The following is a 15,972-nucleotide window of genomic DNA, read 5'->3' on the forward strand; positions in this document are numbered from 1 at the left end:
CGGGGATTCCCCCGGCAGCGAGGAGTGGATGGCACTGGAACAAAAGCTCAATCTGCGGATGACGCAGAAGCTCATCATGACGCCGTCGCTGCAGCAGGCGATCAAGCTGCTGCAGATGACCAAGCTCGAGCTGCAGGAAGAGGTCACGCAGGAGCTGACGGAGAATCCTCTCCTCGAAGAGCAGCAGGACGGCAGCCAGGAGCCGGACAAGCCCGAGGGGGAGGAGGGGCCCGCCGCCGAGACCGCCGCTCCCGCCGACGCGGAGGCACCGGAGCCCGAGAGGGAGAAGGACCCCTTCGACGAGATCGATTACGAGTCGTACTTTCAGGATTACATGGATCTCAGCTACAGACCGCAGGCCCCGTCCGAGGAGATCGAGGCGCCGCCGCTCGAAAACATCCTCAGCCGGCCGCAGAGCCTGTACGACTATCTTCTCTGGCAGCTCGACATGAGCATCGTGCCGGGGAAGCAGAAGGAGATCGTGCGCGCCATCATCGGCAACCTGGACGACGACGGCTATCTCCGGGTGTCGCTCGAGGACATCGCGGCGATGGGCCCCTTCGCGCCCGAGGAGGTCGAGCACGCGCTCCATCTGGTCCAGGAGCTGGACCCGCCCGGCGTGGCGGCGCGCGACCTGAAGGAATGTCTCCTGATCCAGCTCGCGTTCCACGACATGGAGGGGACTCCCGCGGAGGCGATCGTCAAGGACCACATGGATCTCCTGCAGGGACGCAAGTTCAAGGATCTGGCCCAGGTCCTGGCCTGCAGCCTGGACGAGGTCATGCACTACGTCGACGCGATCCGACACCTCGACCCGAAGCCGGGCAAGAAGTACAACGCGGTGAACAACAACTACGTGATTCCCGACGTCTACGTCCTCAAGGTGGACAAGGGATACACCATCGTGCTCAACGAGGAGGGGCTGCCCCGCCTGCGCATTAGCCCCTTCTACCGGCGCATGATCGACCGCAACAATACCGAGGTGACGCGGGAGACGCGCGAGTACGTGCGCGAGAAGTTTCGCTCGGCCTTCCGCCTGATCAAGAGCCTGGAGGAACGGCAGCGGACCATCTACAAAGTGGCCCGGAGCATCGTGAAACACCAGCAGGGTTTCCTGGATTTCGGATACGAGCACCTGCGACCGCTGATCCTCAAGGATGTGGCGGACGACATCGGCATGCACGAATCGACCGTCAGCCGCGTGGTCAATCACAAGTACATGCATACACCGCGCGGTCTGTACGAGATGAAGTTCTTCTTTCACTCGGGCATCAGCTCCGCCCAGGGCGAGGACGTCTCGTCACTGGCGGTCAAGGAGCGGATCAAGAAGGTCGTGGGGGAGGAGGACCCGCGCCGGCCGCTGTCCGATGCCGCGATCGTTCAGATCCTGAGCGATGACGGATTGCGGATCGCGCGGCGCACCGTCGCGAAGTACCGCGAGGAGCTGCGCATCCCCTCCTCCAACGAGAGACGGCAGGGGTTTCACTGAGCCGGACCCGCCGGAAGACATCGGGTGATCCATGACACTCCTGTTCACGGGGCGGAAGGCGGACCTGACACCGGGACTCAAGAGCTTCACCGAAGAGAAGCTCGCGAGGCTGGAGCGCATCCTTCACGAGAGCCCCGACGCGCACGTCGTGCTCACGCGGGAGAAGCACCGGCACCGGGCCGAGATCGTGGTGCACGCGCGCATCGGGACCCTGACGGCCAAAGCGGACGGCGCGGAGTTCGAGGAATCGCTGGGGCTGGCCATCGATCGCCTGCTCGCCCAGGCTCGCAAGCACCACTCCAAGATTGCCAAGGGGCGCAAGCGCCGGGCGATGCGCGACTCGTTGCGGCGCGGACCCGATCTGTCCGAGGTCGTGGAGCCTGCCGCCTCCGACGGACCGGTCGTCGTCCCCATGGGGAGGGTCGCCGTGAGACCGATGTCCGTCGAGGAGGCGCTCGTGCGGCTCCAGGAGCTGAGCGACCCGTTCTTCGTGTTCCGCGACGCCGACTCCCAGCGCGTGTGCCTGCTCTTCCGCCGCCGGGACAACCGCTACGGTCTGGTCGAAACGGAGACCTGAGACCATGGATTTCCAGCTGACGCGCGAGCAGGAGCTGCTGCGCGACACCGTGCGCTCGTTCGCCACGGACGTGCTCAAGCCCCGCGCGGCCGGGTTCGATCGATCGCGGGAGTTCCCGCACGACAACTACGTACGCTGCGCCGCGATGGGCCTGTGCGGCATGATGGTGCCGGAGTCCTACGGCGGCGCCGGCTTCGACGGCGTGTCCTACGTCATCGCGATCGAGGAGGTGTCGAAGGCCTGCGCCTCGACCGGCGTGATCCTGTCGGTCAACAACTCGCTTTTTTGCGCGCCGCTCCTGCGCCACGGGAGCGAGGACCAGAAGCGGAAGTACCTGGCGCCGCACGCGCGCGGCGAGAAGATCGGCGCGTACTGCCTGACCGAGCCGGGCTGCGGCTCGGACGCGGCCTCCCTGCGCACCCTCGCGCGCCGCGCCGGGGATCGCTACGTGCTGACCGGGAGCAAGGTGTTCGTGACCAACGGTGTGGCGGCGCACACCTTCGTCGTGTACGCCACTCTCGATCCCAAGCTGCGTCACAAGGGAATCTGCGCGTTCATCGTGGAGCGGGACTCCCCGGGTCTGCGGCTCGGCAAGCCGGAGCACAAGATGGGCATCACCTGCTCCGGGTCGGTCGAAATCGTGCTCGACGGCTGCGAGGTCCCGGCGGACAATCTCCTGGGAGCCGAAGGGGACGGGTTCAAGATTGCCATGAGCACGCTGGACGGCGGCCGCATCGGCATCGCCGCGCAGGCCATCGGGATCGGGCAGGCCGCCCTCGAGGAATCGCTTCTGTACAGCCGGCAGCGCGAAGCGTTCGGCCAGCCGATCGCCGACTTCCAGGCGATCCAGTGGAAGCTGGCGGACATGGCCACGGAGCTCGAGGCGGCGCGCCTTCTGGCCTACCGGGCCGCCTGGCTGCGCGACCAGCAGAGACGCTGCTCGCTTGAGACCAGCATGGCCAAGCTGTTCGCGTCGGAGGCCTGCATGCGGGCCGCGAAAGATGGAGTTCAGATCCACGGCGGCTACGGGTACATCAACGAGTACCCCGTCGAGCGTCTGTTCCGGGACGCCAAGATCACCGAGATCTACGAGGGCACGTCCGAGATCCAGAGGCTGGTGATCGCCAAGGAGATCCTGAAAGAGGACTGAGATGAAGCCGAAGAACGGTGGCCGGACCTCGACCCTGAACCCGCGCGGTCTTCGGGACTGGGAGGAAGGGACTCTGCGCCCGGCGCTCGAGCGGAAGCCTGAGCGGAGGAAGGAGTTCACGACGGTCAGCAGCCTGCCGATCGAGAGGCTGTACGTGGCGGAGGATCTGAAGGGCTGGAACCCCGGCGAGAAGCTGGGATTCCCCGGCGAACCGCCTTTCACCCGAGGCGTACACCCGACGATGTACCGGGGCAAGCTCTGGACCATGCGGCAGTTCGCGGGGTTCGGCAGCGCCGAGGACACGAATCGCCGCTTCCACTACCTCCTGGAACACGGACAGACCGGCCTGTCGGTGGCCTTCGACCTGCCCACCCTGATGGGACGGGACTCGGACGACGCGCTGGCGGAGGGAGAGGTGGGGCGCGAGGGAGTGGCCATCGACACCCTCGCGGACATGGAGATCCTGTTCCGGGGGATTCCGCTGGACCGGGTCTCCACCTCGATGACCATCAACGCGCCGGCCGCCGTGATCCTGGCGATGTACCTGGCCGTTGCGGAGAAGCAGGGTATCCCTCTCGAGGCGCTCGAAGGCACGGTGCAGAACGACATCCTGAAGGAGTACATCGCCCAGAAGGAATGGATCTATCCGCCCACGCCCTCCCTCCGCATCATCAGCGACATGGTGGCCTTCTGCGCGGATCGCGTGCCGAAATGGAACACCATCTCGATCAGCGGCTACCACATCCGCGAGGCGGGTTCGACCGCCTCCCAGGAGCTGGCGTTCACCCTCGCGGACGGCATCGGCTACGTGCAGTCGTGCCTCTCCGCGGGGCTCGACATCGACGCCTTCGCGCCGCGTTTCTCGTTCTTCTTCAACGCGCACAACGATTTCTTCGAGGAGATAGCCAAGCTGCGCGCCGCGCGACGGATGTGGTGCGCCATCATGCGCGACCGCTTCCACGCGAAGAGCCCGCGCTCCTGGATGCTGCGGACGCACGTCCAGACCGCCGGCTGCTCCCTCACGGCCCAGCAGCCGTACAACAACGTGGTGCGGGTCACCGTCCAGGCGCTGGCCGCGGTTCTGGGAGGGACGCAGTCGCTGCACACGAACTCCCTCGACGAGAGCCTGGCGCTGCCGACGGAGGACTCGGCCCGGATCGCGCTGCGCACCCAGCAGATCATCGCGGAGGAGAGCGGTGTCGCGAACACGGTCGACCCGCTGGCCGGCTCCTATTTCGTCGAGTGGCTCACCGATCGTCTGGAGCAGGAGGCGTGGAGCTACATCAAGCGCATCGACCAGATGGGGGGGATCGTCGCGGCCATCGAACAGGGCTTTCCGCAGCGCGAGATCGCCGAGGCGGCCTACGTGTACCAGCGCCAGGTCGACGGGGGCGACAAGATCGTCGTCGGGGTCAACCGCCATTCCGAAGGGGACGTCCTGAAGGCGCCCACCCTGAAGATCGGACCCGGGGTGGAGGAGACGCAGGTCGCCCGTCTGCTCGCCACGCGGCAGCGGCGCGACAGCGGGAGCCACGCGCGGACGCTGGAAAGACTGACGCGCGTCGCCGGCACGAAGGAGAACCTGATGCCCGCCATCCTGGATGCCGTGCGCGGGTACGCGTCGGTCGGCGAGATCTGCGACGCCCTCAAGGCGGTCTTCGGCGTCTACCGGGAAGGCCGGGTGCAATTCTAGACATGGGCACGGAACGGAAGGTCCGGCTCCTGATCGGCAAGGTCGGCCTGGACGGCCATGACCGCGGGGCGAAGATCATCGCGCGGGCGCTGCGCGACGCCGGCTTCGAGGTGATCTACACCGGTCTCCACCAGACCCCCGAGATGGTCGTCGCCACGGCCCTGCAGGAGGATGTCGACGGAATCGGACTGTCGCTGCTCTCGGGGGCCCACAACACGATCTTCCCCAAGATCCTGCGTCTGCTCGCTGACAAGAGCAGCGGCGACACCGTGGTGTTCGGCGGCGGGATCATTCCCGAGGAGGACATTGTGGCGCTGCAGCGTGCCGGCGTGCGACGCATGTTCACCCCCGGGGCGACGACCCAGGAGGTCGTCGACTGGGTGAAGGCCAACGTTCCTCCCCGCCGGCGCTGAAAGAACCACGCTTTCCTTGACAGGGTGCACCCTTTGGGCTAGTTTCTGACTCGGGCGGGCGCCGAGGTCATGAAACTCCTCATGGTGGACGTCGGAGAGGGTCGTTACGCGGTGCCGGCCGACGCGGTGACGAAAATCGTCGATCCGGCGCTCGAGACCGGCTTCCACCTCGAAGAGTGCGAGGCGGTATTCGGGGGCGAGCGCCTCCCGCTTTTCGATCTGCACGCCGCGGCCGGAGAGCGTCGCGGGCCTGCGCCGGTGTACCTCCTGCTGCAAGGTGCGCGGCGGCGAGGGGTCGTGGCGGTCGACGGCGCGGAATCGATCCGCGAGGTGTCTCCGGGCGACATCGCCCCGCTCCCGGCGTTCATCTTCGCGCAGCCGCGTCGCGCGTTCCGGGGTGTCTTTCCGGACGGGGCGGGTTCGCGGCTGCTCCTGGACGAGGACGCACTCCTGTGAGCGTCCGTGCGGACGATCGCCTGATCGGGTTCCACCTCGGCGGGGCCGGCGCGGCCCTGCCCCTCGCCCTCGTGCGCGAGGTGACGGATCGCCCCCGGGTCGTGCGCGTGCCCGGAACGCATCCGTTCGTGAGCGGAGTGGCGCTGCGAGGAGGAGTGGCGTTGCCGGTGTACGACCTGCGCCGGTTCGAGTCGCTCTGGTCCGGCCGGGACCGCACGGGCCCCCTCGGCTGGTCGGCGGATGCCGACCGGCTCATCGTGTGCGACTGGGGTGAGATCCCCCTCGGTCTTCTCGGCGCGGGCGTGGATCTCGTCGTAGAGGGGGGCGAGGAGGAGGAGGGGATGCGGTGCGTCATGAGTGGCGATTTCGTGAAGCGCGTCCTCCGCGTCCACGGCGAGACGGTCGCCCTGCTCGACACGGATAGACTGTTCGCCTCGCTGGGCGTGCCCGCGGCGGAGCTGCGCGGAAGGAGGGAGACCGGTGAAGACGATCCTGCTGGCGGATGACAGCATCACCATCCAGAAGGTGGTGGAGCTGACCTTTTCCGAAGCCGATTACCGGGTGGTCTCCGTCAGCACCGGCGGGCAGGCCCTCAAGAAAATCGCCGAGGTGCGCCCGGATATCGTCCTCCTGGATGTCATCATGCCGGAGAAGAACGGCTACGAGGTGTGCGAGCAGATCAAGCGCAGCCCGGCGACGTCCGGCATCCCCGTGCTCCTCCTGACCGGCACATTCGAGCCGTTCGACAAGAAGCGCGCCGACACCGCCGGCGCCAACGGACACATCACGAAACCGTTCGAATCGCAGGCTCTCGTCGCCAAGGTCGAGGAGCTGATCGCCTCGACACCGTCGGTCTCGGTCGACGACGAGGGGGGGCGGATGGACATCATTTCGGGCGGGGAGGTGTACCGCGTCGATCCGGGCAGGGCAGGAGAAGGGATGCGCCCTGCTCCGCCCGCCCCCGAGGCGGCCCCCCGCCCGTCGCCGCCCGAGGCTGCTCCGGTCGCTCTCGGCGGGTCTCTGAGCCCGGGGGCCGGAATGCCGCCCCCCGGTTCTTCTCTTCCGGACGAAGACCTCGACGCTGATACGGCGCGGCACCCTGCCCTGGCGCCCCCTGATCCGTCGGCCGGCGGATCGTTCGTCGGGTTCGCGGATGTCGGGATCGGGGAGGAGATGGATGCGGATGACATCGTGCCCGATCGCTACGACGTGGGGGCCGGCACGTCCGCACCGTCGACCGTCAAGCTGCGCCGGGACGAGGTGATGCCTCGCCCTGACGAGGGAAGCGGGTATCCTGCGGCGCGGTCAGGAGCGGCGGGGAGGGCCGGGGCGGCGGAGGAATCGTTCAGGGGATCGTTCGAGGCCGAGTTCGACCTGGTCGATGAAGCGCTTCCGGAGACCACGACCGTGACCGGGGAGGCACCGACGGAGACGGGCGGCTGGGCGCCGCCGCCGGAGGCGCCGCCCGCCGAGACCTGGCAGGACACCGAGGTCACGACCGAGAAGAGCCCGCGCGCAGGACGGGGGTCGACCGATCCGTCACCGGTGGAGAGGCCGCGCTCCGCGGCCGCGCCGATGCCGGCCGAACCTCCGAGGGACGGCCGTGGAGCGTCCCTGACGCCGGAGATGATCGATCTCATCGCCGAGAAGGTGGTGGAGCGTCTGGCGGACCGCGTGGTGCGCGAAGTGGCCTGGGAGGTCGTCCCCGGGGTCGCGGAGGCCATTGTCCGAAAAAGGATCAAGGAAATCGAAGAGAGCGGCTCTTAGTCCCCGAGGCGCCGGCCCGCTCCCCGGAGGCCCCGGGCGAGGCAATCCAGCGCCTTCTTTTTTTGTCCGCGGACCCGCTGTCCGGGACTGCGCAGAGTGATCCCGCATATGGATTTCGACAAGGCATTCGAGCCCGCGCGGATCGAGGGGCGCTGGTACGACCACTGGATCAGGCTGGGTGTGTTCACGGCGCACGTCGACTCGCCCCGGCCCTCCTTCTCCATGGCGATCCCGCCTCCGAACGTGACGGGGCGCCTGCACATGGGACATGCCCTGAACAACACCCTTCAGGACATCCTGGCGCGCTGGCGGCGCATGCGCGGAGACGACGTCCTGTGGCTTCCGGGCACCGATCACGCCGGGATCGCCACGCAGATGGTCGTGGACCGGCAGCTGGCGAAGGAAGGGACCAGCCGGGAGGCGCTGGGGCGCGAGGCCTTCGTTCGCCGGGTCTGGCAGTGGAAGGACGAGTACGGCGGGGTCATCATCGACCAGCTCAAGAGGCTGGGGTGCTCGTGCGACTGGACCCGGGAGCGATTCACCATGGATCCGGGCCTGTCGCGGGCGGTGCGTGAGGCGTTCGTCCGCCTGCACGAGGCCGGGCTCATCTACCGTGACAAATTCATCGTCAACTGGTGTCCCCGCTGCCGGACCGCCATTTCCGATCTCGAAGTGATCCCGCAGGAGACGCACGGTCACCTCTGGACCATCCGCTATCCCCTGGCCGACGGCCAGGGCGGGATCGAGGTGGCGACCACGCGCCCCGAGACGATGCTCGGCGACACCGGGGTCGCTGTCCACCCCGAGGACGAACGCTACCGCTCCCTGATCGGCAGGACCGTCGTTCTCCCGCTCGTGGGTCGCGCCCTGCCTATCGTCGCCGACCCGTTCGTCGAGAAGGAGTTCGGAACGGGCGCCGTCAAGATCACACCGGCCCATGATCCGAACGATTTCGAGGCGGCCAGGCGCGCCGGTCTGCCGTCGCTCGTGGTGATGGACGAGCAGGGGAGGATGAACGACAACGTGCCCGAAGCCTACCGCGGTCTCGATCGATTCGACGCGCGTGGGCGCGTGGTCGCGGATCTCCGCGCCCAGGGATTCCTGGTGTCCGTCCAGGATCACCTGCACAACGTCGGACGCTGCCAGCGTTGCAATACGATTGTCGAGCCGTACCTGTCGACGCAGTGGTTCGTGCGCGTCAAACCGCTCGCTGACGAGGCGATCCGGGCGGTCGCAGACGGGCGGGTGCGCTTCGCTCCGGCGCACTGGGTCAACAGCTACAACGAATGGATGGGGAAAATCCACGACTGGTGCATCTCGCGCCAGCTCTGGTGGGGGCACCAGATCCCGGCCTGGCACTGCGGGGCCTGCTCGGAGATCCACGTGGCCCGCGAGGCCCCCGCCTCGTGCCGGCATTGCGGCGGGCGGGCCCTCCGGCAGGACCCGGATGTCCTCGACACCTGGTTCTCCTCCGCCCTGTGGCCGTTCTCGACTCTCGGATGGCCGGACGACACGCCCGATCTGCGGCGCTATTACCCGACCACGATCCTGGTCACGGGCTTCGACATCCTGTTCTTCTGGGTCTGCCGGATGATCATGATGGGGCTGCGCTTCATGACCGTCGAACCGTTCCACCGGGTGTACATCACTGGTCTGGTGCGCGACGCCGAGGGGCAGAAGATGTCCAAGACCCGCGGCAACGTCGTCGACCCTCTGGATCTGATCGACCGCTACGGTGCCGACGCCCTGCGCCTGACCCTGGCGGCGATGGCCACGCCGGGCTCCGACCTGCCCCTGTCCGAGGAGCGCATGGTCGGATACCGGGCGTTCGCCAACAAGATCTGGAACGCCGCCCGTTTCGTCCTCCTGAACCTGGGAGAGACCGGGGCGATCGAGACGCCGCCGCCCCTGCCGCCGCTCGACCAGCTTCGCGTCGAGGACCGCTGGATCCTGAGCCGCCTGGCGCGCCTGGCAGGGACCGTGGAGGAACGCCTGGCCGAGTCCCGGTTCGACGACACCGCCAACGCCCTGTATCAGTTCGTCTGGCACGAGTACTGTGACTGGTACCTGGAGATGGCGAAGCGTCATCTGCTCCCCGGTGGCCCGCCGGACGAGGCGGCCCGGGCGCGAACCGTGCTCCTGCACGTCCTCGACTCGGTGCTGCGGCTCCTGCACCCGGTCATGCCGTTCATCACCGAGGACCTCTGGCAGCGCATTCCCCATCGTGGAGAGACGATCGCGCTGTCCTCCTACCCCGAGCGCGACGAGACGCACATCGACGAGGCGGCGGAACGGGACATCGCTCTCCTGATGGAAATCGTGGTCAGGGTGCGCAACATCCGGGCCGAGCTGAACGTCGACCCGGGGCGCCGTGTGCCCCTCCTGTACCATGCGCGCGATCGCGAGGCGCAGACGATCGTCGCGGCCAACGCCGCCACGATCGCCACGCTGGCCCGCCTGGAGGGCGTGAGCGCCTCGGCGGACCTGTCGACCGCCGGGCCCGCGGCCCGGGCGGTCGCGCCGGGCGTGGACCTCGCGGTGCCGCTCGCGGGAATCCTCGATCTCGAAGCCGAAAAGCGGCGTCTGTCGCGCGAGATCGAGAAGCTCGACAAGGAGAGGGAGGGGCACGCCCGCAAGCTGCAGAACGCCGAGTTTCTGGGGAAGGCGCGGCCCGAAATCGTCGACAAGGCCCGGCGGATCCACCAGGAGCTGCAGGAGAAGATCGACAGGCTCTCCCGGACGATCGAATCGCTCCGCTGAAATCCGGCCTCCGGTCGTCACCCCCTGTCTCAGAATTCCCAGCGTGCCGCCAGTCTCCAGGAGCGCGGCGCCATGTAGGAAATCGGCTGTCCGAAATCGGGGTCGGTGACGCCCGTCCTGAGCTCGATATCGTCGTCGAACGACGCGACGGTCTGACGGTCCAGCACGTTGAAGACGTCCAGCATGATCCGCATGCGCCCCTTCGCGACGTCCACGGGATAGTCGGCGTGCAGATCGATGGTCGTCATTCCCGGCGTGCGGCCCACATTGCCCCGCTTGACCGGCGTGTAGGACTGCAGGAAGACCGCCTGGGTCACGTTGTCCACGTCCGACAGGGCCGCCGGCAGGCTGGACGTCGTGCGCAGGACGAAGTCGCCGGCGTTGCCGTTGCCGATCGGATCGGCCCAATAGGCGTACACGGGGTCGATCCCGGGGATCTCGCCGGCGTTCTGGTAGCTCGGATGCGCCAGGAGCGACGTGCGGGGCACGCCGCTGCTGTAGCTGAAGTTCGCCCCGAGACGCAGCTTGTTCATGAACTGGTACGTCGGATAGAGGTGAAGGACGTGGCGTGCATCCGCGGGGAGCGGGCCCTTGAGGAACTGGCCGGACATCAGGGGTGAGTTCGGAAAGTCATACAGCGACGTGATGTTCGGGTCGCTCTGCCCGTTGTCGTTCCGGTACAGCCCTTCGTAGTTCCCCTCCAGGCTCGACAGTCGATAGTTCGCGAACAGGGACCAGCGGTCCGACATGCGCTTGGTGTAGATGAGCTCCAGCGCCTTGTAGACGCGCTCCGGCTTCGGGAAATTGAACATACCGCCCGAGGGGACCTGCTTCGTCCCGGGATTGGCCAGGAGGTACTGCCCGAACGGCGTGGCCGGGAAGGTGGTGCTCTTCCCGCCGTTCACCCCCTTCGCTCCGCCGAACGGATCGTAGGGATAGCCGTACGCCACTCCGTAATAGAAGTTCTGGGTCTGCTCGATGGCGTTGACCTGCACGTCTTCGAGGACACGACCCTGCGTGCGATAGATGCCGCGCACCTCGAAGGACGAATCGGGAGTGACCTCGAAGGAGTAGCCGCCCGACAGCTCGTCCTCGTACGGGAGCTTGACGCCCCCCACCACCGCCGTCTGGTCGATCCCCTGCGTGAACACAGAGGCCAGGGTGGCGCAGCCACCGAGGCCGGTGTCGACGCCGCTGCTGTTGACGCACTCGCTCGCGCCGCCGGGGATCGTTCGCGGCTGTGTGAGGGCGCGGTCGCTGAACTCCTGCCGGCTGATGCCGACCTCGTTGCTGAAGGCGCGCACCGCCAGGTCGTTCGGGACCCTCTCGTAGTACCGCCCGAAATTCAGGTAGGCGTGGCTCTTGCCGTCTCCCCGGACGTCCCAGGACACGCCGATGCGCGGCGCGATGTTCCCCGCGAAGGAATAGCCGTTGGGCGAGTAGCTCGACGTCCCCGGTGTGAAGATCCGGGTCGGGACGAAGAACCCCGAGCCGGGAAACGTCTCCTTCTGCACCGTCTCGGTGGAGAACGGCAGGGTGAAGGCTCCGGCACCCTCGACCCTCTCCTCGGTCGATCGAAGACCGAGCTTGAGAGTGACACGCGATGCCACCGTCCAGCTGTCCTCGATGAACAGGTTCGACTCCTTGGACAGGGTGGGCGGGATCTCCGGGCCGAGCCGCGCGCGGGTCACCCGGAACCGGTTGCCGCTGTCGAAGGCCACCGCCGGGTCGGCCCCTACGCCGTTGCGCACGTCCACCGTGGCGCCCCCCCGCGTGGGAATCGAAATCGTGTCCTGCACACCGTCCCCGTTGTTGTCCACCGGCAATCCGTTGGTGTAGCTGATCGGCAGCTGGATGTTGAACGAGGGACCGGTGTAGGTCGGCGTCTCCTGGTAGCTGATGTCGTCGTACTCGACGCCGTATTTCAGCTCGTGCGTCCCCAGGATGTTGGTGAGCTTGACGGTGTAGACCGTGTTCTGGTCGTCCTGGTTGGTGATGAAGCCGACGCCCCCCCGGTTGGGGGCTACGGGGTTGATCTGCAGGGGCTGGATGCCGAGCGCCGGGTCGTTATAGCTGTCGGCGCCCCGGGTGAACTCGAGCAGGTTGCGCAGATCGCGGTAGTCGTAGTCGTTGACCGCCGACGTTTCCTTGAACACGCCGGCATGCCGGGCCACCTGCGCCTCCATGAAGAATTTCGGCGAGAAGACCGAGCTCCACTTGATCGACTGGTTGTTGGAACCGAAGCGGATCTTGCTTTCACCCCCGCCGGTGGCGAAATCGGTGAACTGCGGCGCATTGTCGCGCTGGGGGCCGTCGCTTCCCGTGGCGGGATCTCCGAAGAAGGTGAAATCGACCTGGTTGCTGGGCGACGCCTGCCAGGAGATCTTCAGCGCGTAGTTGTCGGCCCGGCGCGTCCGGTCGAGAGTGTTCGTGGAGGAGGGGAAGGCGAGCCGATTGGTGGCGTAGGTCGTCCCACCGAACCCCGTCGGCAGCCCCTCGTCGAACACCGACACTCCGGCCTGCGCCGGCGCGAAAGCCGGGTTGTCGAGGCTGTTGGCGCGCCGGCTGTCGACGGTGGTCACAGGATTGAAGGCGAAGAAGTAGAACAGCGTGTCCTTCTTGATCGGCCCCCCCACCGAGAAGGCGAAATCGTTGACATTTTCGGCCAGGGTGTTGGAGGTGCCGGTCGTGAGATCGACCGGTGTATAGGAGGATCGCCAGCTGCGAGGCGTGGCGTACCAGGCGACGCTCCCCTTGAAGTCGTTGGTGCCCGACTTGACGATGGTGTTGATGATCCCTCCGAGGGCCTGCCCGTACTCCGCCTCGAAGCCGCCGGTCTTGATCTGGACCTGGTCCAGGAACTCGCTGGTCACCCCGGTGCCCAGGGAGCCGTACACGATGTTGTAGGCGCCGATCCCCCCGAACCCGGTATTCGTGATGTTGACGCCGTCGATCAGATACGAGTTCTCCAGGCCGGTCGCGCCGCTGATCGAATAGTTGCCCTGACCGGTGCCGAGGCCGCTCACGACACCTGGCGCGACCGCGTAGGTGTCGGTGAACGATCTTCCGAGCGGCACGGCGTTCGCGAAATCGTCGTATTTCAGGCTGGTTCCGGTCGCGGTCGAGGTGGTGTCGATGAGCGGTGCCGCGCCCCGGACCGTGACGCTCTCGGTCTTGCCGGGCTCGAGAGTGAAATTGAGCGTCAGGCGCTGGTTCAGCGCGACGGCGATATCACTCCGAATGACCGTCGTGAACCCGCCGGCGGCCTCGACGCGTACGGTGTACGAGCCGGGACGCAGGAACGGAACGATGTACCCGCCGTTCGCGTCGGTGGTGGCGGTGCGCGTCCCGGACTCCGACACCACGATGACGATCGCACCCGCGATCGGCCGGCCGGCGAGGTCGGTCACCTTGCCGGTGATCGTGCCCGTCGTCAGCTCCTGCGCGGTGAGGGGAGCGAGTGAGAGTGCAAGAAGCAGCAACGAGGTCAGGCAGGTCAACAGCGGTTTCATGGGCGGAGCCCTCCCGTAGACGACGCCTTCGATTCGACGTCGCTTCAGTCCGTGCGGGTGAAGGCCCCTGCTGCTTTCCCCCCGTGACAGGAGGGGTCATGAGCGCCGCCTCGGCCCCGCGACCGGGCGGCGCGGATCGGAGCGCCTTCCGTGCGGCGGAGAGTCGGCAGTCGCAGTCACGCACCCCGCTCGAAGACCAGAAGCAACGAACGTGCCAGGAATCCTTCGACTCCCGAGCGGCGCGGGAGCGGCGTGCGCGGATGCTTCTGCACTCAACAGTACGGCGCAAAGCGCGAACAGCCCAGGGCGGGTGCGCGATCGGTGCGGGGAACGCGCAGCAGGAAGGGGCGACTCGAAAGCGTGGAAATTAGCAGCGGGCGCGGCATTTCGGGACATGGAGCGGCGGGGGGAGGTGCGGGCGGCTGTTGACCCCCCCAGGGGCGTGTGGGACAATCCGCTCCTCCATGATCGATCCCGAGGTGGTGCGCCGCGCGGTACGCGCGGCCCTCGACGAGGATATCGGCCCGGGCGACCTGACGTCCCGCCTCGTGATCGAGGAGGGGGTCCGAGCCCGCGGCGACATCGTGGCGCGCGAGCCCCTGGTCGTTGCCGGGATGTCCGTGGCGCGCGAAGCGTTCCGCCAGGTCGACGAGTCCCTCGACTTCCAACCCCGGTGCGACGATGCCGGGCTGCGGGAGCGGGGGGAATGCATCGCGACGGTCGAGGGGGCGGCGCGCTCCATCCTGGCGGCGGAACGAACGGCCCTCAACTTCCTGCAGAGAATGTGCGGCATCGCCGTCGCCACACGGCGGGCCGTCGGGCTCCTGCGCGGAGCCCGCGTGCAGATTTCCGGGACCCGCAAGACCGCCCCGGGACTGCGTGTCCTGGACAAGTACGCCGTGGAGATCGGCGGCGGGTCGGCGCATCGCCAGGGGCTCTTCGACGCGGTCCTGATCAAGGACAACCACTGGCGCCTGGCCGGGGGGGTCGAGAAGGCGATCGATCGCGCCCGGCGCGGGATGGCCCGGGACGGACGCCTCCTGACGATCGAGATCGAGGCGGGGACCCTGGACGAGGTCGGCGAAGCCCTGCGCGCCAGCGCCGATGCCATCCTGCTCGACAACATGGACCGCGCGACTCTGGAGCGCGCCGTCGCCCTGGCGCGCGGCCGCGCCTTCCTCGAGGTCTCGGGGGGGATTCGCGAAGAGGAGATCGCGGCGATCGCGTCCCTCGGGGTCGATCGCATCTCACTCGGGTCTCTCACCCATTCGGTTCGGGCGGCCGACCTGGCGCTGGAGCTCCGGCCGGCATGAGCGGCGAGGGAGCACGCGAGGCCCTCACCCCGGCCGCGCTGCAGGGGCGTCTGCGCTCCGCGGTGTTCGGGCACCGGGTGTTCTACTACCCGACGATCGGTTCGACGAACGACCGGGCGCTCGACCTGGCCGCGGCCGGCGAGCCGGAAGGGGCGGCCGTCCTGGCCGAGGAGCAGACGGGCGGCCGCGGCCGGCGCGAGCGGACATGGCACTCGCCGGCGCGGCTGGGGATCTACGTCTCGCTCGTCCTGCGGCCGAACGTGCCGGCTCCGCGCGCCCCGTTGTTCACGTTCACGGCGGCGGTCGCCGTGGCCGACGCGCTGCGTGAGGTCTGCCGGCTTCAGGCGACCATCAAGTGGCCGAACGATGTCGTGGTGGGTCGGCGCAAGATTGCCGGCATTCTTGGCGAGACCCGAGGCTCCGATCCGATCATCCGGGAAATGGTCCTCGGGATCGGCCTGAACGTGAACCAGGGGGTCGAGGACTTCGGTCCCGAAGTGGCCGGACGCGCGACCTCGGTCGCGATCGAGACGGGTGCGGTGGTCGATCGCACCACGCTCCTGGCTGCCATCCTGGAGGGGTTCGAGCGGCGCTACGCGAGGCTCGTCGGCGGGCGACCGTCCGATCTGCTGCGCGAGTGGGAATCGTTCTCGGCGCTGCCCCACGGTCGCCCAGTCGTGGTCGAGTCCCCCGGGGGGCGTCTCGAGGGGCAGGTGGCCGGCGTGGACGAGGAGGGCGCGCTGCTCCTTAAGCTGCCGGACGGTCGCACGGTGCGCGTTCCGTTCGGAGAGATCGTCGAGTCGTTGTGGCCCTGAGGCTCGGGCGAGCGGGCCCCGGGCGGT

General features: G+C 67.7%; 12 protein-coding genes. 11 read left to right on the forward strand and 1 reads right to left on the reverse strand.

The window, feature by feature from the left end:
* Positions 1-28 precede the first annotated feature (28 nt).
* The 9 genes from rpoN to VEW47_14155 all read left to right on the forward strand — a co-directional run bounded on the left by rpoN (position 29) and on the right by VEW47_14155 (position 10,305).
* A complete protein-coding gene (gene rpoN / locus VEW47_14115; GenBank protein ID HYS06316.1) occupies positions 29-1,489 on the forward strand; it encodes an RNA polymerase factor sigma-54 in 1,461 nt (486 codons plus the stop codon).
* Positions 1,490-1,520: 31 nt separating this feature from the next.
* Entirely contained in the window at positions 1,521-2,066 is a 546-nt protein-coding gene (gene raiA / locus VEW47_14120) for a ribosome-associated translation inhibitor RaiA (GenBank protein HYS06317.1), read from the forward strand.
* 4 nt (positions 2,067-2,070) lie between these two features.
* Entirely contained in the window at positions 2,071-3,216 is a 1,146-nt protein-coding gene (locus VEW47_14125) for an acyl-CoA dehydrogenase family protein (GenBank protein ID HYS06318.1), read from the forward strand.
* A gap of 1 nt (position 3,217) precedes the next feature.
* Positions 3,218-4,909 (forward strand): methylmalonyl-CoA mutase family protein, encoded by a 1,692-nt coding sequence (locus VEW47_14130; protein ID HYS06319.1) that lies wholly within the window; start codon positions 3,218-3,220, stop codon positions 4,907-4,909.
* 2 nt (positions 4,910-4,911) lie between these two features.
* The gene (locus VEW47_14135; GenBank protein HYS06320.1) at positions 4,912-5,322 is read left to right on the forward strand and encodes a cobalamin B12-binding domain-containing protein; all 411 of its coding nucleotides are present in this window, start codon (positions 4,912-4,914) and stop codon (positions 5,320-5,322) included.
* A 69-nt stretch (positions 5,323-5,391) separates the two neighbouring features.
* A complete protein-coding gene (locus tag VEW47_14140) occupies positions 5,392-5,778 on the forward strand; it encodes a chemotaxis protein CheW (protein HYS06321.1) in 387 nt (128 codons plus the stop codon).
* Positions 5,775-6,284, forward strand: coding sequence for a chemotaxis protein CheW (locus tag VEW47_14145; GenBank protein HYS06322.1), 510 nt, complete (start codon positions 5,775-5,777; stop codon positions 6,282-6,284). The genes VEW47_14140 and VEW47_14145 overlap by 4 nt, the downstream gene beginning before the upstream one ends.
* Positions 6,259-7,545 (forward strand): response regulator, encoded by a 1,287-nt coding sequence (locus VEW47_14150; GenBank protein HYS06323.1) that lies wholly within the window; start codon positions 6,259-6,261, stop codon positions 7,543-7,545. The genes VEW47_14145 and VEW47_14150 overlap by 26 nt, the downstream gene beginning before the upstream one ends.
* Positions 7,546-7,653: 108 nt before the next feature.
* Complete coding sequence (locus tag VEW47_14155; GenBank protein ID HYS06324.1) at positions 7,654-10,305, forward strand: valine--tRNA ligase; 2,652 nt, start codon at positions 7,654-7,656, stop codon at positions 10,303-10,305.
* Positions 10,306-10,334: 29 nt separating this feature from the next.
* Here the strand turns inward: VEW47_14155 and VEW47_14160 are convergent, their stop codons facing one another.
* Positions 10,335-13,817 carry a TonB-dependent receptor gene (locus VEW47_14160; protein HYS06325.1) on the reverse strand — a complete coding sequence of 1,161 codons (3,483 nt, stop codon included), beginning with the start codon at positions 13,815-13,817 and terminating at the stop codon, positions 10,335-10,337.
* 464 nt (positions 13,818-14,281) lie between these two features.
* Between VEW47_14160 and nadC the strand changes: the two genes are divergently transcribed.
* Positions 14,282-15,130 carry a carboxylating nicotinate-nucleotide diphosphorylase gene (nadC, locus tag VEW47_14165; GenBank protein ID HYS06326.1) on the forward strand — a complete coding sequence of 283 codons (849 nt, stop codon included), beginning with the start codon at positions 14,282-14,284 and terminating at the stop codon, positions 15,128-15,130.
* Entirely contained in the window at positions 15,127-15,945 is an 819-nt protein-coding gene (locus VEW47_14170; GenBank protein ID HYS06327.1) for a biotin--[acetyl-CoA-carboxylase] ligase, read from the forward strand. The genes nadC and VEW47_14170 overlap by 4 nt, the downstream gene beginning before the upstream one ends.
* The last annotated feature ends 27 nt before the right edge of the window (positions 15,946-15,972 follow it).

It is taken from the genome of Candidatus Dormiibacterota bacterium, from assembly GCA_035635555.1.
Lineage (GTDB): Bacteria > Acidobacteriota > Polarisedimenticolia > Gp22-AA2 > Gp22-AA2 > Gp22-AA3.